The organism is Fibrella rubiginis (genome assembly GCF_017353185.1).
Taxonomy (GTDB): Bacteria; Bacteroidota; Bacteroidia; order Cytophagales; family Spirosomataceae; genus Fibrella; species Fibrella rubiginis.
This window is the reverse complement of the sequence record NZ_JAFMYV010000010.1, coordinates 257188-275844: the sequence shown is the minus strand read 5'-3', so window position 1 is coordinate 275844 and position 18657 is coordinate 257188. Positions and strand designations below refer to the sequence as shown.

The following is an 18657-nucleotide window of genomic DNA, read 5'->3' as shown; positions in this document are numbered from 1 at the left end:
TTAAAGTCTAACGTTTAACGTTGCTCCGCACTCAGTTGGGTGGTGCGCGAAGCAACATTAAACGTTAGACTTTAAACGTTGAACCCCTTCCTCAATCCTGATTGGTATTGAGCTTCTCCAGCAATCGGCGATTGAAGTCACGCTCGGCTTTGTAGAGTTCCTGTAGTTGCGTGGGGCTTATCACTTTCAGAAAACGGGACATATACTCATCATCAAGTTCACCGATTTTCTGCTTTAACCCATTGATGTCCTTTAGCTTACCAAGTACATCAGAATCATTTAGGTTTACAGCTCCCTGCTTCGAATTTTCGCCCATCAACTGGCGAATTTTCCGATTCAGCTCCTTCTTCTTGCCGTTGTAGTCGTTATAAATAGCCCAAAACTGGGGAGCCTGTTCGGTGGTTAGGTTCAGCCGGTTGGTGATATACCCAATCTTTGCCGACTCAATTCGCTGGTTGTCGTTTTGAGCAAACACGCGCCCCGTCGATAAAGTGGTCAGCAGCAATAGGCTAACTAATAGATGCTTCATAAGTGTAGGTTGTAAAAATTAGCTCATGAATCGGTAGTAAGCTGTTCATGATCAACATTTTGCATGTCAAGGTACTGCCGGATAGCGTCGGGTTTCAACTCAAGGTACTTAATCGTAGTCGAATCGTCGGTCATCGAAGCGTCGGCGGAAGGGGTAGTCGCCAGGTCGTCGGGATTAAGACCCTGCTCGTCGAGGTAGGCCACGATAGCCGCGTCACTTACGCCACTCAGCGTTTCACGCCCGATAGAATCCTGCCGCTGAGGCCATGTCACGTAGACCAATGCTGCTACGAGGCCTGCTCCAGCCAGGCTTGCCATGGTGCGTCCCCACGACCAGCTTAACAACGGACCGGCATGCACCTCTTCATGACGACGCTGATCGGCAATACGAGCCTGCACCCGCGAGGCCAGCGAATCAAAATAATGTTCAGGTACGCCCTGCCCTGTTGCCTCAAAGGGATGCTGCCGCAACGGGTGCCCCGCGTCTAGTTCATCAAGCCGGAATGGTGGTTTCGTATTCATAACTATTGGATGTTCAGGCCATGTCGAAGTTTAACGGTTGGTTAAAAAATCCTCTATTTTTTTAACCGCCAGGTGGTACGATGCCTTCAACGCCCCCACCGACGTGCCGGTGATCTCTGAAATCTCTTCGTACTTCATGTCGTCGAAATATTTCATGTTAAACACCAATCGTTGTTTGTCGGGCAGTTTCAGCAGAGCCTTTTGTAGCGCCAGTTGCACCTCCTCACCGCTGGGGTCATCTCCACTGGTTACGTAATCGGAGTTGCTTTCCAGCTTCTCCATTAACTCTCCTTCTACATCGCCGATGGGCAGAAAAAAGCGGCGACGTTTCTTATTTAGGAAGTTAAGGCATTCGTTGGTAGCAATGCGATATATCCACGTATACAACTGACTGTCACCCCGAAAGTGTTCCAGGCTCGCCCACACCTTCACAAACGTATCCTGCACCAGGTCGTCGGCATCGTCGTGGTCGATTACCATCTTACGGATATGCCAATAGATCTTCTGCTGATACATTTTGACCAGCAGATTGAAGGCATAATTCCGGCTCGACGGATCGCGGTATTTTTCGAGTAATTCCTTGTCAGTCATTTGTAAGAGTGGTGAGTGGTAAGTGCTAAGTGGTAAGTGCTTTGCGTCAGCCAACTCACCACTTAGCACTTACCACTCACCACTTATTTCCTTGCCATCACCTTCTTAACGGCTTCAACAATATTGGCGGCTTTGAGGCCGTATTTTTCGAGTAGCTGGTCGGGGGTGCCGCTCTCGCCGAAAGTGTCTTTCGTGCCCACGAACTCCTGAGGACGCGGCAAATTTTGCGCCAATACGTGAGCGATACTCTCGCCAAGCCCACCCAGAATATTGTGTTCTTCCACAGAAACAGCGCAGCCCGTTTTCTTGACCGAATTCAAAATCGCCTCCGAATCCAGCGGCTTGATCGTGTGAATGTTAATCAGGTCGATTTCGATGCCTTCGGCGGCCAGTTGCTCGCCCGCCAGCACAGCTTCCCATACCAGGTTGCCCGTTACAAACACCGAGCAGGCATCGCCTTCGTTCATGTGCCAGGCCTTTCCGATCTCGAATTTCTGGTCGGCGGGGGTGAATACGGGCAGCACTGGACGGCCAAAACGCAGGTACACCGGGCCTACGTGTTCAGCAATAGCAAGAGTGGCGGCTTTTGTTTGATTATAGTCGCAGGTGCAGATGACCGTCATGTTGGGCAGCATCTTCATCATGCCCAGGTCTTCCAGAATCTGGTGCGTGGCCCCGTCTTCGCCCAGCGTAAGGCCAGAGTGCGACGCGCAGATTTTCACGTTCTTCTCCGAATAGGCCACCGACTGTCGGATCTGGTCGTACACCCGCCCCGTGGCGAAGTTGGCAAACGTGGTGGCAAACGGGATGTGCCCACCAATGGTCAACCCCGCCGACACGCCGATCATATTGGCCTCGGCAATACCGCACTGGATGAACCGGTCCGGAAAGTCCTTGATGAAGGCATCGAGTTTGAGCGATCCGGCCAAGTCGGCGGTGAGGGCCACCACATTCGGGTTGGTTTTGCCCAGTTCGTGCATCCCCGCGCCAAACCCCGACCGGGTATCTTTCTTGTCTGTGTAGTCGAATTTTTTCATGCTTATAGAAATGTCGCCGAAGCGATGGTCTGCAACTTAGTCAAAAAATACCGCGCCGACGGGCAGTTCGGATGCTCGGCAGCGCGTTCAATGGTGAAGCCGTTGTTAATCATTGCGCTGGCAAATCCTTTTTTGTCAGAAATACCTCTGCCTGTATAGTTTGTTCGTAATGCACTTAAATAGTTCGCAGGCTTATTAATAACCTGTGGCTGTTCACAATAGAATGAAGCATTAAATAGTAACGATAAAGTAACGGAGTCAGCCAGAAACCAAGCTTCCAGTTCTTGAATAGCCAGACAGGTTGATACATCCCCTGCTTGATACACTTCTGCTTTTATTCGATCTACTGACTCCAAGCTTTCTGCTTCGTCTAAATCACGCAAGACAACAACATGTTCAGCACCCAGATCGCGTAGCGCCTGCACCTGACTTGGCATCCGCTTGCTGCTTTGCTTCAAATTACCTTTACCACCAATATTGATCACATCATCAACAAGTTGAATTTGATGCATTTCTAAATAACGATAAAACGCAATTGATTTTAACACAATACGCTCACAATCACCTTCAACAATGATCCCAATTTTCACCACGGCAGGCCTCCTCCCAAAGCTCCAGTTAACCAAGCCTCATCAGTTGGAATATCATAAATGTTCCGTCCTTTGATTTGTTTAACCTGAGTAACTCCGTTTATTTTATTAACCAAGACAATCTCATCTGTAGTAAGCTTTCGGACTATAGCTTCTGAATGAGTATTCAACCAAATATAATGCCCTTTTTCTTCGCAGATTTTGCGAAAGAATTCTACCAACGACATCATTACCTGCGGATGTAAACCGTTCTCCGGCTCTTCAATACAAAGAAATTGGGGTTCGTCAGACTGGTATACAGCCGCCAAAAGGGTGAGAATATTCTTTGTACCGTCAGAGATCAACCTTTTCGTGAAAGGTTTTTCCGTAAAACGCTCATACCACAAGAGCGTATCACTACCGTCAAAGGAATTAGTAACAACATCAACTGATTTAAATTCAGAAATAAATAAATTCAGCCACTCAAACACCTCTTCTTTTAAAAGATTATTTGAAAGAACTCTCTTCAAAACTGGCTCAAGATTAGTCGCTGCTGTATTAAGAGTAGAACCATCTTGAAAGTCAATACGAGGTTTTTTTTCGTAAATAGCAATTCTACTAAATCCTTGTAAAAATTGATCATCTGGCACAGTATAGGTATATGTTGCTTCTCCAATATATCTAAGTCTAGGCTGATCATCTTTATTTATTATTACTTTGGATTCCTCAATCGGCAGTAAATTAAAAGCTTGCTCCAATTGCCAAGGTTCTTCGTCATACTCAAAAGCAATCCGAAAATTTGGACTAGATTTTTCCCCTCGCCTTACTAATAGATCAGTACCGCCAAATAATCTAAATGCTTCAGTATAATCATAACCAGATTTCGACAAACGATTCCCAAACTCCAACGCCTCAAAAATATTCGATTTGCCGGAACCGTTGGGTCCGACAAAGACCGTGAACGGATTCGGCTCAATAAGCTCGATCCGTTCAATGGACTTGAAATTTTCGATGACGAGGCGTTTGATGTTCATAGTGAAAGGATTATTAGGCTTCGCCGTCATTTAATTGTCATTCGTAGTCATTCATGAGAAATACAATAAATGACTACGAATGACAATTAAATGACGGCGAAGCCTAATGACGTTTTCCTCTAATAGTCTTCCATGCCTGCATAGACAGGCAGTTGGCCGAGGGCGTTGGCCATTTGTTCGGGGTTGAGGGCGGTGCCGTGCCACTTGTAGTTACCCGCCATAAAATCCACGCCATAGCCCATCAGAGTATGCATCAAGATCAAGGTCGGCACATCATGATCGTATTTGGCGTCTTTCAGGGTTTTGATGATATCGGCCATGTCGTTGCCTTGCATCTCTTTTACGTCCCAGCCAAATGCGCGGTATTTGGCGGCCAGATCGCGGTTGTCGTTTACGCCGGTAGTGGTACCATCAATCTGCGCGAGGTTGTAGTCGATGATGGCCGTAACGTTGCCGAGCTTTTTGTTTGGAATGAATTGCGCCGCTTCCCAAACCTGCCCTTCCTGCTGCTCACCATCGCCCATGAGTACGTACACTTGCTTGTCGTCCTTGTTCAGACGCTTGGCAAAGGCAGCACCCGCGGCTACCGATAGCCCCTGCCCCAGCGACCCCGACGCGATGCGCACACCCGGCAGGTGTTCGGCGGTGGTAGGATGGCCCTGTAACCGGCTGTCCAACTTACGAAACGTAGCCAGTTCAGCTACCGGGAAATAGCCCGACCGGGCCAGTACCGAATAGAAAACAGGCGAGATGTGGCCGTTCGACAAAAAGAAGAGGTCTTCGTCTTTTCCGTCCATGCTGAAAACGGGTTTGCCATCGGCATCCAGTTTCTTGCGCATCACCTCAAAATAGAGGGCCACAAACAAGTCGGTGCAGCCCAGTGAACCGCCGGGGTGACCCGAATTGACCGCCGAAACCATCCGCAATATGTCGCGCCGCACCTGCGAGGCGATTTGTTCAAGTTGTTGTATTTCCATAAAGTGTAAGAATGTACAATGTATAATGAACAATGTACAATGGCTTCGCAAGAGTAGCCCCAGTGCGAAGCCATTGTACATTGTTCATTATACATTGTACATTCATTTTAAAACCTGTTGTGCGTGATTTTTGGTGTCTATTTTTTCAATAATGTCGGTGATGATGCCGTTCTCATCAATCAGAAACGTGGTGCGTACCGTGCCCATGTAGGTCCGGCCGTACATCGATTTTTCCTGCCACACGCCATAGGCTTCTACCACCGATTTATCCGTATCAGCAGCCAGGGCAAAGGGCAGATCATATTTTTTGATGAACTTCTGATGCGATTTTTCGTCGTCAACGCTCACGCCTAACACCTCGTAACCCGCCTTTTTTAAGTCAGTGTAGTTGTCACGGAGGCTACAGGCCTGCGCCGTACAGCCGGGGGTATCGTCTTTCGGATAAAAATAGAGGACCACTTTTTTACCCCTAAAATCGGCCAGCCGCAACGGCTGTCCATGCTGATCGGTGGTAGCGAAATCGGGGGCGGGGTCGCCAACGGAGAGCGTCATAGTCAGGAATTTACTGCAAACATACGTTTTGAGCCTCGAAACTACCGCCTCTTCCTTGCCGAACTACGTGCCGGACGGGGGGCAGGCGGGGCAGCAATGGTTGTGATCACCTCGGCTACGTTACCCGCCTGGTCACGCACTTGAATTTTCACTTCCTGACCAGGCTCAAACAAGGCTGTCGGGTCCAGCTTGTCCGACCAGATCAGGGCGCGTTTGTAGTCGTACTGCATCAGCACCCATTCGCCGTTTACAAACGCCCGAAACTTATCGATACCCGACCGCTCGTCGGAGATGCGGGCTGAAATACCGTTTGGCGTGGCGCTTAGCACCCTGATGGCTGGGGGCGTTACGTCGGTAAGCAGACCAAATTTACCCAGCACCCGCGTGCGAAATTCGATCCGATTTTTGGTCCAGCGGCCACCCAGAAACGTTTCGCGGCCATTGTTAAGCGCATACATCTTCGTACGCATGGTGTCGATGCCAGCCGGGTAAGGCGGGGTAAATCGAACGTCAACATAATCGTTGAGTGGAATGGTATTCTGGTTGATTTCCAGACCGTTTGTTGGCGATACACGCGTTGCCAGATAGAGCGTATCAAACAGCGAAGCCGGGTTGAACCGCAGACTGACGGCCCCGGCATCAACGGTTTCGGTGCGGCCAGGCAATACCCGTTGTCTGAAGTTAAGCGGCACCCGTCCCCGGCCTACCTGCACCGAATCGGGCAGGGTTTTATTGAGGTCAAGGAGATACACGGCCCGGCCGCCGCGCACATAGGCTACGGGTAGTTCGGTGGTCTTTTTGCCGGTGAACAGGATCGCGTTGGGTGGTGTGCTGGGCAAGCCACGAATAGCCAGTTTCAGTACGTTATCGTCGGGCGTAACTGTAGCCGATGGCACACCAGCCACGTCGGGCGCTGTTATGGTGGCGGCGTTATCTGGTTCTGTTGGCACGGCAGTGGGTACCGTTGGTGTTGTTTCGGGCAGGAGTGTGAAACGCAGCACAGCGGCATGTTCGTAGCTATCAAACAGCGTGATCGTAACCTCATGGGGCTTACCATCCGTAAGGAGCAGTTTTCCCCGGTAGGCGTTGGTATGATACAGCGTAAGCAGATTGCCATCGGCCACGTAGCCGCGGTGGTAACGCTGGCCTGAAAGCTGTTCGGCCTCGTAGTTCATGTGGACGTTGATGAACCGCGTCTGTTCATGCGGAAACGAGTTCATGCTATAGGCAAACACTTCGGCCCCGTCGAGTCTGATCTCTACACAGTTAAGGCCATTTCGGTACGGCGATCCGTTGGCTTTGTCATAGGCCAGCAGTTCCAGCCCCAGCAATCCCGACGCCGAAATGGGTTGACTGATGGTATACGAACCGTCGGGTCGGCGCGTGGGCGCGAAAGTTTGCCGTTGAAACTCACCGTTGAGCCGCGACGTGGGCGAGAGCGTTCGGATGGCGATGCGCTCGAAATAGGGCGGTACATCGTCCGAGAGTTCCGGAAATGCGTAGAGCAATGGATTCAGCAGGTTATCCTGACTGTCTCGCACTTCGAAATGCAGGTGCGGCCCACCCGAACCACCCGTGTTACCCGACAGCGCAATGATATCGCCTTTAGCCACCGGAAACTGATTTGGGGTAAGTGGCAGGTCAATCTCAAACGTTTGTTTGGCGTACTGTGCCTTTCGTAGATAGCGCCCCAGGGTATCGTTAAGCACTTTTAAGTGGCCATAAACGGTGGTAAGGCCGTTGGGGTGTTTCAGAAAAAGCACGTTGCCATAGCCTCCCGTAAACACCGCAATCCGCGACACGTACCCATCGGCGGCGGCGTGAACGGGTAAGCCCTCCACCCCACCCGTGCGGATGTCGAGACCCGCATGGAAGTGATTACCCCGCAAATCGCCCATTCCCCCTGACAGCGACCCCGCCTGACCTGGATTAATGGGAAATAGTAGATAACCGGGCTGTATAACAGAGCTGAACGGTCGCCTGGTCTGGCCCCAACTAGGGAGTAATAAACACAAAAAAGAACTGACAAAAACGAGAAAACGGATCACTTTAATCATTCAGGCAATATACTGACAGCCGCTTGGCAACGGCGTGAGAAACATCATAAAACACTAGTCGAAGATAGGGATACTGCTTTACTTCACTTGATAAAGCCAGAACTGTTCGTCAAACACAATGCTACCTGTGAACACTCGCATGGGAACCAGGCCAAGTGAATCAACTTCGTGTCCATGCGGCTTGTAGGCCAATAACAGTACCGCAGGGCCAACCTGATGTTTTCGTATCGAATCGACCATTTGGGGCAGTGATAAAGACGAGTAGTTGTTATTCCATTTTACAAAACCACCCTGCCGGGCCGAACAGGGATAGTACATCCGATTGGCTGGCAGGTAGCTGGCAACCCCCTCAACCGATGAATCGGGAGCACCTGCCCGAAACCAGTTTCGATAAGCCGGCGACAGCAAAAAATCAGCCACTTGACGAGTCATTGTGAACGGACGGCGAATATCCTGGTAAGCTGCATACAGAAAAGTTGACAGTTGCACAGTAAGCACCACCGGCCAGGCCAGGACGGCTATCCGAACCAATCGTCCTGGGCGATTTACATTGTAATCACCCAGCGAAGGTTGTATCCAGAGAAAGCAGACAAAGCCTAAGAAAAAGTGCCCATGATGCCGCAATACACCTAAGTACTGCGTGAAAAACAGGGTTAGCATTAGCATACTGGCACCACTCCAGCCAATCAGCGCGAGCCGGCTTCGCAATAGCGGCAAGATCAGAAACACAACAATACCAACAGACAACACCGATTTCAACAGAGACTGTTTATAAGAATCAGCAATAAAGTCGAGCAGGTTGGCATTCCAGAAAAAAGGCGTTAGTGTTGGCACCGGTACAAACGCATTCCACAAAGCCGAGGTACTTTTGAGAAAATCGTTTATGGTTGGTTTAGCGCCTGTTAAACCGACCGTTCCATCGGTGGGTGGGTGGATCGATAAGTAGCATAGAGCCAAACCGCCCAGTACAATCAGAGAACCAAGCACATAGCGAGGCCATCGGGCTGCTAAGCTGGCAGCGTCGTGTAGCAACAAATCAAGCAATACGATCCCAAACAGTGCACAGCCCAACAAGGCGGCTAATGCCGACGCCTGACATAAGAGGGCAAGCGTAAGGCTTAGGCCTATATAACCCCAGGGGGTGCTTCGATAGGGTACCAGGCTACAACACAAGAAAAGCAAAAGAACCCCAATAGCGTAGTTACGGCTGATAATAGCATATTCAAAGCCAAAAAAGTAACCAAACAGCAAGAGTGCTTTTATGTATAATGGGAAGGGGGCGAACCGCACCAGGATGATCATGGCACCTATGCTCAATAACCAATGAGCTAGCTGCACATACACAAAATTGCTGGTGAACTGCTTGATGGCAAAAAGCAGCAGATACCAAAGATCTGGGTGACCCTCATACACTTTGTTGAGGTGTAATTCGCCAACCGAATGGCTTTGTAAAACGATGAGCCAGGTATGAAGTTCATCACGCCAAGGTTCATGCCTACTAATAAAAATTCCTGTGAATAAGCTGTAAAGACCGATCAGCACCCACATTTGCAGGCTTCTGGGTGGACCGTTGTAGGTCGTTGATAGGCTAAATGCAGGCACAGACATCTGGTTCATAATAAGAAGTAACGGATGCTGGCATCAATAACCGTTATACAGCAGCTTCAACGTATGACGATGGTCATTTCAGGATAGCATGCTTACCTAACCCCAAAATTGAGCATCTCACGGCCTTCCAGCGTGGCTACCAGCTGGTCGCCGATCTGAACGGGACCAACGCCCTTGGGTGTACCCGTGAAAATGATGTCGCCTTTTTGGAGTAAAAAGAAGCGCGATATAAACGCGATGAGGTAGTCTATTTTGAATAACATCAGGCTGGTGTTACCCTGCTGCCGCGTCTCGCCATTGACGGTCAGGGCGAAGTTCAAATGCTGCAAATCGGTGAACTCGCTCTTGGCTACAAACTCCGATACCGGGGCTGAGCCGTTAAATGCTTTGGCTAGTTCCCAGGGTAGCCCTTTTGCCTTCAGCTTACTCTGCAAGTCGCGGGCTGTGAAGTCTATGCCCAGGCCAATCTGGTCGTAATATTTATGGGCAAACCGCGGCTCAATGTTTTTCCCCACCCGGTTGATCTTCACCAGCACCTCTACTTCATGGTGTACGTCGGTGGAGAAATCAGGGTAGAAAAAAGGGGCATTTCGGTACAAAATGGCCGTTTCCGGCTTCAGAAAAATGACCGGGTCATCGGGTTGTTCATTGTTAAGCTCCTGAATATGGTCAACATAGTTGCGGCCAACGGCAATGATTTTCATGGACTCAGCAGATAGTAGAAACGCGTAATACTCCTGGTCAGGCGGCTACTTTGGAACAGCCATTAAACCTGATAGGGCGCTACAAATCTAAGCTATAAGCGCGGGCCAACCAGTTGAGCACGGTAAATGCCACAAACAAAAGCTCCGCCTCATGAGTACTAAGCCGTGGTGATGCTGATTGACGAATGCATGACAATACTTATTGCTTTTACGTATTGACATGACCTATTGACCAGCACAGAAAATTAATCACTGCCGTTCCAGACAACCAGTAGTCATCTTTCAGAACTATAATAACCATGAGAAAACTCATTCTGGGCGTATCCATCTGCGCCATTGCTTTTGCCTGTTCTAAAGTTCCCCTCACGGGCCGCAACCAGATTTTGCTGGTACCCAATGACCAGATGCTTGCGCTAAGTTCAACTCAGTACAAGCAGTTTCTGGATACCAGTCGTGTCATTAATAATGATGCCGATGCGGCCATGGTCAATCGGGTGGGTAACCGCCTGCGTCAGGCCGTAGAAACGTACATGAATCAGAACGGCTATGCCGCCCGCCTGCAGGGTTTCAACTGGGAATATCACCTTGTGCAGGATAAACAGGTAAACGCCTGGTGTATGCCTGGTGGTAAGATTGTGGTGTATTCGGGCATTCTGCCCTACACGCAGAATGAAGCAGGTTTGGCTACCGTTTTAGCCCACGAGATATCGCATGCGATTGCTCAGCACGGCAACGAACGTATGAGCGAAAGCCTGGTAGCCAATGGCTTATTGCAAGCCGGGCAGATAGCCACTGGGATTGCTTTGTCGAATAAAACCCGCCAAACGCAGGCTATTTTCCAGCAAGCTGTAGGTGTGGTAGGGCCGCTTGCCTACCAGTTTGGCGTGGGTCTCCCCCACAGCCGTCGCCAGGAGTCGGAGGCGGATCACCTGGGATTAATTTTCATGTCGATGGCCGGATATGACCCTAACGAAGCCATCACGTTTTGGAGCCGTATGGCCCAGGCAAGTGCTGGCAAAGCGCCCGCCGAGTTCCTGTCTGATCACCCATCGGATCAACGCCGCATTGCTGACCTTAAATCAGAGTTGCCCGAAGCCATGAAGTACGCCAAGGCAGCAAGGGGATAACAGTAAACGATAAGTGCTAAACGGTGAGCGGTGAGTTTGCTGACGCATGTAAAAGCGCGTCAGCAAACTCACCGCTCACCGTTTAGCACTTATCGTTTTATAAAGCGGCTACCACCTGCCGTACCTTTTCAGCAGCTTCTGATAGCGCCACCGCCGACTGCACCTTTATTCCTGATTCGTCAATGATGCGAGCACCTTCGGCGGCGTTGGTTCCCTAGAGGCGTACGATGATCGGCAGTTGCGAACATTGAGTACGCTCCGTAACTTGTGTAAAAAAAGATATGAGTGTTACAGACTTAAAATCGGGTTTACATCGCTTAGTAGATGTTGTGGCAGATGAGCATTTGTTAACGGCTGTTTATACTCTGCTAGACAATCAGGCAAGCGTAGAACGCGATTTCTGGCATGACCTTTCGCCTGCGCAACAAGCTGATATTCAGGCTGGATTAGCGGATTTAGATGCCGGGCGCATCCAACCAGCCAAGGCTGTTTTTGCTCGTTACCAATAATGGAAGAGGCTTATGAAGTCGTTTTCTCTGAGCGGGCAATAACTAAACTAGATGGCATAGTCGACTATTTGGCTAAGCATTGGTCGCAGCAGACCAAAACTGATTTCTTGTCGGTGGTATCAGACAAAATTCAACTGCTGTCTACCATGCCGTACATGTACCGGGCGTCGGACTACTTATCCGGCTGTCGTGAGTGCATTGTGAACCGGCAGGTCATTTTGTATTACCGAGTAAATGACGAGCGGAAACAGATAGAGATCATCACGTTTCAAAGTAGTCGCAGCAATAAATAGTAAGCCTTATTCCTCTCTACTAACAGAAATACCCCTCCTAACCCAAATACCGATGAGAACACCGCCAATGAGTGAAAAACAGGAAAAATTTATTAAATCTCTAATTGATCAATTAGGATACAAAGATTCACCTTTTAAAGAATACTTCATTAATAGAATTCACCTTGAAGATGCTAATGTAGTATATGCATCTAAATTGATTGAGGGTCTTTTAGACGAGAATAAAAAGAGAAAATACCCAGAGTATTGGGTAAAATTCTATGCCCTTTCAACTGTTCAAGATTTAACGCAATTTGCTTTTTGTCCTGCAAGTTATTCTGTAAAAGAGTCTTTTAAAATTGAATTCAGTAAAAAACAAGATGATGATTTCGAGGAAGATGAGGAAGAGTTAGAATCAGAAAGTTATCTTCTTCAACTTTTTTCTTATCTTAGAAAGATGAATAGTAATGATCAAGATGAATACTTAAGCAATAACAGAAATATTAAGTATTTGCTTGATAGCTTACTAACTTATAATGGTTATGATGAAAATAAACCTTTTTATAATGTACCATATAACATATCTGGCAAGCCGCACTTAATTTTTAAAGGTAGTTCGGGAGAACAAATACTAGTGGTTGAAAAAAATACTTTTAACGATAAATTACCAGAAGCAATTTGGCATAATCACCAAGTTCAGGTTTGGGCGTACATACATCTCTTCGCTGAACTTAGCATTTCCAAAGCTTACGTAATTTATTGGCACAAAGGGGCTGCATCCTACGTTCCTAGTAGGCGCAGTTTTAGAATTTATGAAGTGGATGTATCAGCATCTATAAAAGATAAATTCATATCAATACTTGATTCATTCGACAGTTTAAGATCTGAAACAGCTATCCCTTTTGATGTTAATTCAATCAATCCTGAAAAATGCTTTAAATGTATTTGTAGGACTATTTGTAATCACAAATCCGGTCTGATAGAAGTTTTATCATTCCCATATACTACTGATGAGTACTACAAAAAATATCCTCATTATTATACTTAGGCTGAGACTCAGGCATCTGCATCCGGTACAGATGTTGATTTGGAAGAAATATCCCTCATGATATCTATCACTCATTACGAATACGATGTGGAATTGCAAAAGCGTAACCATCACATACTTGAGCAGTTACTCACCAATTCTTATAAATTTGATAAAAAATCCGTCGGGGAGATTACAGGGGTTGAGAATTCTGATTTGGAAATCTCTAAATCTGGCGATATGTTTATAAAATTTGAAAATAAATTTATTTACGTTAAAAATTTCAAGAATATGTACAACGTTTATTCATTGTCGTTTGAACTGGCTAATGGAAATCGTGGATCTATATTAATTGGCGAATAAAATTCGTTAAGTTTTTGTATCTCTACACAAAACATAGTCAATAGTTTGACTTCTATTATGTACAAAAAAATGCTCCACCAGCGATCTGGCGGAGCATTTTTAAATTTGTGACGCAAGTACGTTACAAAGCCGCCACCACCGCCCGCACTTTTTCAGCAGCTTCTGATAGCGCCACCGCCGACTGCACCTTCAGCCCTGATTCGTCAATGATGCGGGCACCTTCGGCGGCGTTGGTACCCTGCAGACGTACGATGATCGGTACCGGGATGTTGCCGATGGCCTTATAGGCCTCTACCACACCCGTGGCTACACGGTCGCAGCGCACAATACCCCCGAAAATGTTGATCAGAATGGCTTTCACGTTCGGGTCTTTCAGGATGATGCGGAAACCTGCTTCTACGGTTTTGGCATTGGCTCCACCCCCAACATCGAGGAAGTTGGCCGGTTCACCACCCGACAGTTTGATGATATCCATCGTGGCCATGGCCAGACCAGCCCCATTCACCATGCAACCCACGTTACCGTCGAGTTTCACATAGTTGAGGTCATTCGCCGATGCTTCCACTTCGAGGGGATCTTCTTCCGTAACGTCGCGGTAGTTGGCCAGATCGGCGTGGCGGTAAAGGGCATTGTCATCAATGTTCACCTTCGCGTCGACGGCCATGATTTTGTTATCCGACGTTTTCAAGACCGGGTTAATCTCAAACATCGAGGCGTCGGTTTCCACATAGGCTTTATAGAGATTGGTCACGAATTTGACCATCTCCTTGAATGCCTCGCCGGTCATGCCCAGGCCGAAAGCGATCTTGCGGGCCTGGAACGGCTGCAATCCCACGGCAGGGTCGATCCACTCTTTCACGATTTTTTCAGGCGTGTGCTCCGCTACCTCTTCAATGTCCATGCCCCCTTCGGTGCTGGCCATGATTACATTGCAGGCCTTGGCACGGTCGAGCAGAATACCGATGTACATCTCTTTCACCTCACTTTCGCCGGGGTAATACACGTCCTGCGCTACCAGCACCTTATTCACTTTTTTACCTTCAGGGCCGGTCTGAATCGTTACCAGCACGTTGCCGATCAGGTTTTTGGCAATGTCACGCACGTCATCGACCGATTTGGCAAGGGCTACACCGCGTTGGGTACCTCCTTTGATCTGGCCTTTGCCACGGCCACCGGCGTGGATTTGCGATTTCACCACCACAAACTTCGAGTTGGTTTGGGCCATGATCAGCTTAGCCGCCTCCACCGCCTTTTCGGGCGATTCGGCCACGATGCCTTCCTGAATGCGAACGCCGTAGCGTTTCAATATTTCTTTACCCTGATATTCGTGGATGTTCATACAGACAGCAACAGCGTTAATTTTACCGCCGCAAGTTAACACCAGTTGGCAGTAGCAGTGAGCAGTAGGCACAAAAAACTACCCCATGCACCTGCCTTACAAGCTACCTCTGCCAACTGCTACTGCCTCCTGCCACTCGTTCATGCTCCTCACCGCTACCAATCTCCGCCGGGCCTACGGGCCTTTACCTGTTTTAAAAGACATCAGTTTAGCCATCCAGGCAGGCGAAGTGGTTTCTATCGTGGGCGCATCCGGGGCCGGCAAGAGCACCCTGCTCCACATTCTTGGTACGCTCGACCGGCCCGACGGCGGGGCTGTCTCGCTGGCTGGTCAGGACGTTTTCTCGCTCGACGATAAAGGGTTGGCCCGCTTTCGGAATGAGAAAATAGGTTTTGTCTTCCAGTTTCATAATCTGCTGCCTGAATTTACGGCCCTCGAAAACGTGTGCATGCCCGGCTTCATTGCCAACCGGCCTGAGCGCGATGTACGACAGCGTGCCGCCGAGTTACTAAACCGGCTTGGCCTCGCTGACCGGGCAGCTCATTTTCCTTCTCAGCTATCGGGAGGAGAGCAGCAACGGGTGGCCGTGGCGCGGGCGCTGGTTAATCAGCCCGCCGTGGTTTTCGCCGACGAACCCAGCGGCAACCTCGACTCGCGTAATGCCGAAGAACTCCATCAGCTCTTCTTCGACCTGCGCGACGAGTTTGGCCAGACGTTTATTATAGTCACCCATAACGAAGCCCTCGCGGCACTGGCCGACCGCACGATTACATTACTTGACGGACAAATCAAAATGGCGGAGTAGGCTCAACGAGTCACTTTGCTCCTTGTCGGTAAGTAGTACTCAGAGAATAACTACATAAGTCAACCGAATACTAACTAGGTACTGAATCGGTTGATGAGTATTTTTTTGAGGCATGTTGTATCTGATTATGAGCAAGTTACTCTACACTGTGAATTTTTTTTCACAGTGTAGAACATTTTATATGGCAAAATGCTTTATACTTGTATCGAAAAGAAAAGTTTTTCATAACGTTGAGTAAATCAGAAAGCCAAGGGGGTGTCTCGCTTGGCTTTTTTGTGTCTATACAAATAGGTTCAAGGTTCAACGTCTAAAGTCTAAAGCTGCTCCGCATGGGTGAGTCCGAACGCGGAGCAGCTTTAGACTTTAGACGTTGAACCTTGAACTCGTTTCATCTCCTGGCATAGTTCTACCAGAACGCCATTGGCTGTTTTGGGGTGAACAAAGCAAACCAGCTTATTGTCGGCACCCCGTTTAGGTACTTCATTAAGCAAGGTGAAGCCAGCCTCTTTCAGTCGTGCCATCTCGGCTACAATATCATCGACCTCGAAGGCGATATGATGGGTACCCTCACCCCGTTTCTCAATAAAAGTGGCAATGGCACTATCAGGGCGAGTAGCTGCCAGCAACTCAATTTTAGTTTGATTGACCAGAAAAAACGCCGTCAGTACCCCCTCTGAGGCTACTTCTTCCGACTTGTAGGATTCCCGGTTGAGCAGGGTGGCAAAAAGCTCGGAAGAAGCGGCCAGGTCGCGCACGGCAATACCGATGTGTTCAATGTTAGTGAACATAGTTGTGTTCTACGTTTAATTATCTGTTTAGGCGAAAGTAGCCTGGTAACCGCAAATCATGATCGTTGGGACTCAAACTCACAACTGAACTTTTCCCGGCAGTACACCCGTTTTGTTAGCAAACGTGCAGCATGTGCCTTTGGGCATTCTTTGATAAGGATATGGTTACGGTAACAGAAAAAGCGAAAGACAAGATTATTGAGCTGCGCCAGAAAGATGGCCTCAACGATGCATTTGCCATCCGGGTGGCGGTGCAAGGTGGCGGCTGTTCGGGGTTGATGTATGACCTTCAGTTCGATACGGCTCAGCAACCAACCGACCACATTGTCGAGGACAAAGGCATTCGTATTTACGTCGACAAGAAAAGCCTGCTGTACTTGGCCGGCACCGAACTAGACTTTTCTGACGGTCTGAACGGCAAGGGTTTTCAGTTCAAAAATCCCAACGCCAGCCGTACATGCGGCTGTGGTGAAAGCTTCGCCGTGTAGATTTGACGGTGACAAAACCGACCGTTTACACGCTATTTTGACCGAATACGCTCTGTGACCGCCCCAAAGTTGTGATCTTTTGGGCGGTTTTTTATTTTTAGCAGATTACTAGACACCACCTACATTTGGATCTGTACATGAAGTTATACATTGCCGTTGGGTCGGTGATGTTATTGATGATGACCCTGTTCATCATTCTCTTCGTGGCCTTTTACCAACACCGGCAGGCGCAGCATCTGCTGGCACTTAACGCCCTACGCGAAGCTTACCGTAAAGAACTGATGGCGGCAACGTTTCAGGGTCAGGAGCAGGAGCGCCGCCGTTTGGCCCGTGACCTGCACGATGAGATCGGCACAATGCTGTCTGTCACCAAATTGAACGTCAACCAACTGGATCGAAAAATTCCCGATGTTCATACCGGTGCCCTGCTGCTGGTGCAAAAAACCCGCGCGCTGCTCGACGAAACCATGAGCAACGTGCGGCGCATCAGTCGGGATCTGGTACCTACCACGCTCGAACGGTTTGGCCTGCTGGCGGCGATGGAAGAACTAACCGAAAAAGCTACCACCGGCGACGTAGTGGTTACGCTTGAATGCCCCGACATGGTAGACCGGCTGCCCGCGTCCACACAGTTGCTGTTTTACCGCATTGCCCAGGAACTACTCAACAATGCCATCAAACATGCGGCGGCCTCACAGGTAAACGTGCAGTTTGTCTACTTTCAGGATGCCATCCGCATGTCGGTAGAAGACAATGGGCAGGGATTCGATTATGACGAAGCGGTGAAAGATCGGCGGAGTGGGCTGGGGCTACGAAATATTGAAAGCCGCCTGACAGTGGTAGATGGTCATGTAACGTTTGATGTTGCACCCGGTCGTGGATCGCGGATCCATGTGCAGACCCAGTTGACCGAAGTAGTGAACGAAGAACTGCACATACCCGCCTAAATCGATCCTGCCATGATAAAGATAAAATTAGCCTTAGTAGACGACCACAACCTGTTTCGGCGGGGCATTGCCTCCATTCTGGGGCAGGTGGCCGACTTTGACCTGGTGCTCGAGGCCAGTAACGGCCAGGAATTTATTGACAAAATTCCGCGGAAAATGCCCGACGTGGTGCTGCTGGACCTCCAGATGCCCGTGCTCGACGGCACCGCTACGGCAGACTATCTCCGCGAACATTACCCCCTGATCAAGATTATTGTGCTGACCATGCACGACGAAGACCGGATGGTGCTGCACCTGCTGGAAAAGGGGGTGAGTGGATACTTACTCAAAGATTCGGACCCCGACGAAGTGGAACGGGCCATTCGGAAGGTAATGGACGAAGGCGTTTACCTAAACGAGTTTGTGTCAAGGGCCATGCTTCGGAAGATGACCAACAAAACAACCGTGGTGAAGCAACCTGCCCTGTATAACAGCAAGATCCTGCTGTCGGAACGGGAAAAGGAGGTGCTCAAACTTATCTGCGAGGGACTTTCAACCGCCGAAATCAGCGACAAAATATTCCTCAGCCCCCGCACTGTAGAAGGCCACCGGCTGCGCATTCTGGAAAAAACCGGCACAAAAAACACGGCGGGCATGGTGGCCTACGCGTTTAAGAATGACCTGGTGTAAAGGGGAGTTTAAGGTTTAAAGTCTAATGTCCAAAGTCTAAAGTTGCTTCGCGCATTACCTATTTAGTGCGCGAAGCAACTTTAGACTTTGGACATTAGACTTTAAACCTTAAACTCCCCCTTTCTTCAGACCTTTGCGCAAACC

The 18657-nt window shown here is 48.9% G+C and carries 22 protein-coding genes and 1 pseudogene; 9 read left to right on the top strand and 14 right to left on the bottom strand.

The window, feature by feature from the left end; all coding sequences use genetic code 11:
• Positions 1 to 91 precede the first annotated feature (91 nt).
• The 11 genes from J2I47_RS19500 to J2I47_RS19450 form a co-directional block, all read right to left on the bottom strand.
• A complete protein-coding gene (locus J2I47_RS19500; RefSeq protein ID WP_207366271.1) occupies positions 92 to 529 on the bottom strand; it encodes a hypothetical protein in 438 nt (145 codons plus the stop codon).
• Between the two features lie 23 nt (positions 530 to 552).
• The gene (locus tag J2I47_RS19495; protein WP_207366270.1) at positions 553 to 1050 is read right to left on the bottom strand and encodes a hypothetical protein; all 498 of its coding nucleotides are present in this window, start codon (positions 1048 to 1050) and stop codon (positions 553 to 555) included.
• Positions 1051 to 1080: 30 nt separating this feature from the next.
• Positions 1081 to 1641: an RNA polymerase sigma factor gene (locus J2I47_RS19490; RefSeq protein WP_207366269.1), complete on the bottom strand. Its 561-nt coding sequence runs from the start codon at positions 1639 to 1641 to the stop codon at positions 1081 to 1083.
• Between the two features lie 83 nt (positions 1642 to 1724).
• Positions 1725 to 2678: a transketolase family protein gene (locus J2I47_RS19485; protein WP_207366268.1), complete on the bottom strand. Its 954-nt coding sequence runs from the start codon at positions 2676 to 2678 to the stop codon at positions 1725 to 1727.
• A 2-nt stretch (positions 2679 to 2680) separates the two neighbouring features.
• Positions 2681 to 3268: a DUF4276 family protein gene (locus J2I47_RS19480; protein ID WP_310587695.1), complete on the bottom strand. Its 588-nt coding sequence runs from the start codon at positions 3266 to 3268 to the stop codon at positions 2681 to 2683.
• Entirely contained in the window at positions 3265 to 4281 is a 1017-nt protein-coding gene (locus tag J2I47_RS19475) for an AAA family ATPase (RefSeq protein WP_207366267.1), read from the bottom strand. The genes J2I47_RS19480 and J2I47_RS19475 overlap by 4 nt, the downstream gene beginning before the upstream one ends.
• 119 nt (positions 4282 to 4400) lie before the next feature.
• A complete protein-coding gene (locus J2I47_RS19470; RefSeq protein WP_207366266.1) occupies positions 4401 to 5258 on the bottom strand; it encodes a transketolase in 858 nt (285 codons plus the stop codon).
• 102 nt (positions 5259 to 5360) lie between these two features.
• A complete protein-coding gene (bcp, locus tag J2I47_RS19465; RefSeq protein WP_207366265.1) occupies positions 5361 to 5810 on the bottom strand; it encodes a thioredoxin-dependent thiol peroxidase in 450 nt (149 codons plus the stop codon).
• Positions 5811 to 5851: 41 nt separating this feature from the next.
• Positions 5852 to 7825, bottom strand: coding sequence for a M23 family metallopeptidase (locus J2I47_RS19460; protein ID WP_310587694.1), 1974 nt, complete (start codon positions 7823 to 7825; stop codon positions 5852 to 5854).
• Between the two features lie 120 nt (positions 7826 to 7945).
• The gene (locus J2I47_RS19455) at positions 7946 to 9484 is read right to left on the bottom strand and encodes a hypothetical protein (protein ID WP_207366263.1); all 1539 of its coding nucleotides are present in this window, start codon (positions 9482 to 9484) and stop codon (positions 7946 to 7948) included.
• A gap of 83 nt (positions 9485 to 9567) precedes the next feature.
• Positions 9568 to 10179, bottom strand: a complete 612-nt coding sequence (locus J2I47_RS19450; protein WP_207366262.1) for a fumarylacetoacetate hydrolase family protein — start codon at positions 10177 to 10179, stop codon at positions 9568 to 9570.
• A gap of 299 nt (positions 10180 to 10478) precedes the next feature.
• Here J2I47_RS19450 and J2I47_RS19445 point away from each other — a divergent pair, with 299 nt between their 5' ends.
• The gene (locus tag J2I47_RS19445) at positions 10479 to 11306 is read left to right on the top strand and encodes a M48 family metallopeptidase (protein WP_207366261.1); all 828 of its coding nucleotides are present in this window, start codon (positions 10479 to 10481) and stop codon (positions 11304 to 11306) included.
• Positions 11307 to 11403: 97 nt separating this feature from the next.
• On the opposite strand, the pseudogene sucC (J2I47_RS26640) reads toward J2I47_RS19445, so the two are convergent.
• Positions 11404 to 11544 (bottom strand): annotated as a pseudogene (gene sucC / locus J2I47_RS26640) (succinate--CoA ligase subunit beta); the annotation flags it as partial.
• Between the two features lie 43 nt (positions 11545 to 11587).
• On the opposite strand from sucC (J2I47_RS26640), the gene J2I47_RS19440 reads away from it, so the two are divergent.
• The 4 genes from J2I47_RS19440 to J2I47_RS19425 are packed head-to-tail and all read left to right on the top strand — an operon-like array spanning position 11588 to position 13477.
• Entirely contained in the window at positions 11588 to 11815 is a 228-nt protein-coding gene (locus tag J2I47_RS19440; protein ID WP_207366260.1) for a hypothetical protein, read from the top strand.
• On the top strand, positions 11815 to 12108 hold the full coding sequence (locus J2I47_RS19435) for a type II toxin-antitoxin system RelE/ParE family toxin (RefSeq protein WP_207366259.1): 294 nt from the start codon (positions 11815 to 11817) through the stop codon (positions 12106 to 12108). Before J2I47_RS19440 ends, J2I47_RS19435 begins: the two co-directional genes overlap by 1 nt.
• A gap of 52 nt (positions 12109 to 12160) precedes the next feature.
• Complete coding sequence (locus J2I47_RS19430) at positions 12161 to 13135, top strand: hypothetical protein (protein ID WP_207366258.1); 975 nt, start codon at positions 12161 to 12163, stop codon at positions 13133 to 13135.
• A 57-nt stretch (positions 13136 to 13192) separates the two neighbouring features.
• Positions 13193 to 13477, top strand: coding sequence for a hypothetical protein (locus J2I47_RS19425; RefSeq protein ID WP_207366257.1), 285 nt, complete (start codon positions 13193 to 13195; stop codon positions 13475 to 13477).
• Between the two features lie 121 nt (positions 13478 to 13598).
• Here J2I47_RS19425 and sucC (J2I47_RS19420) read toward each other — a convergent pair whose 3' ends face one another.
• Positions 13599 to 14816: an ADP-forming succinate--CoA ligase subunit beta gene (gene sucC / locus J2I47_RS19420; protein WP_207366256.1), complete on the bottom strand. Its 1218-nt coding sequence runs from the start codon at positions 14814 to 14816 to the stop codon at positions 13599 to 13601.
• 142 nt (positions 14817 to 14958) lie between these two features.
• Between sucC (J2I47_RS19420) and J2I47_RS19415 the strand changes: the two genes are divergently transcribed.
• Positions 14959 to 15621, top strand: a complete 663-nt coding sequence (locus tag J2I47_RS19415) for an ABC transporter ATP-binding protein (RefSeq protein WP_207366312.1) — start codon at positions 14959 to 14961, stop codon at positions 15619 to 15621.
• Between the two features lie 356 nt (positions 15622 to 15977).
• Here J2I47_RS19415 and mce read toward each other — a convergent pair whose 3' ends face one another.
• Positions 15978 to 16409, bottom strand: a complete 432-nt coding sequence (gene mce, locus J2I47_RS19410) for a methylmalonyl-CoA epimerase (protein WP_207366255.1) — start codon at positions 16407 to 16409, stop codon at positions 15978 to 15980.
• A gap of 161 nt (positions 16410 to 16570) precedes the next feature.
• On the opposite strand from mce, the gene J2I47_RS19405 reads away from it, so the two are divergent.
• From J2I47_RS19405 to J2I47_RS19395, 3 genes are all read left to right on the top strand, one after another.
• Positions 16571 to 16897 carry a HesB/IscA family protein gene (locus J2I47_RS19405; RefSeq protein ID WP_207366254.1) on the top strand — a complete coding sequence of 109 codons (327 nt, stop codon included), beginning with the start codon at positions 16571 to 16573 and terminating at the stop codon, positions 16895 to 16897.
• 137 nt (positions 16898 to 17034) lie between these two features.
• Complete coding sequence (locus tag J2I47_RS19400; protein WP_207366253.1) at positions 17035 to 17844, top strand: sensor histidine kinase; 810 nt, start codon at positions 17035 to 17037, stop codon at positions 17842 to 17844.
• A gap of 12 nt (positions 17845 to 17856) precedes the next feature.
• Positions 17857 to 18513 carry a response regulator transcription factor gene (locus J2I47_RS19395; RefSeq protein WP_207366252.1) on the top strand — a complete coding sequence of 219 codons (657 nt, stop codon included), beginning with the start codon at positions 17857 to 17859 and terminating at the stop codon, positions 18511 to 18513.
• The last annotated feature ends 144 nt before the right edge of the window (positions 18514 to 18657 follow it).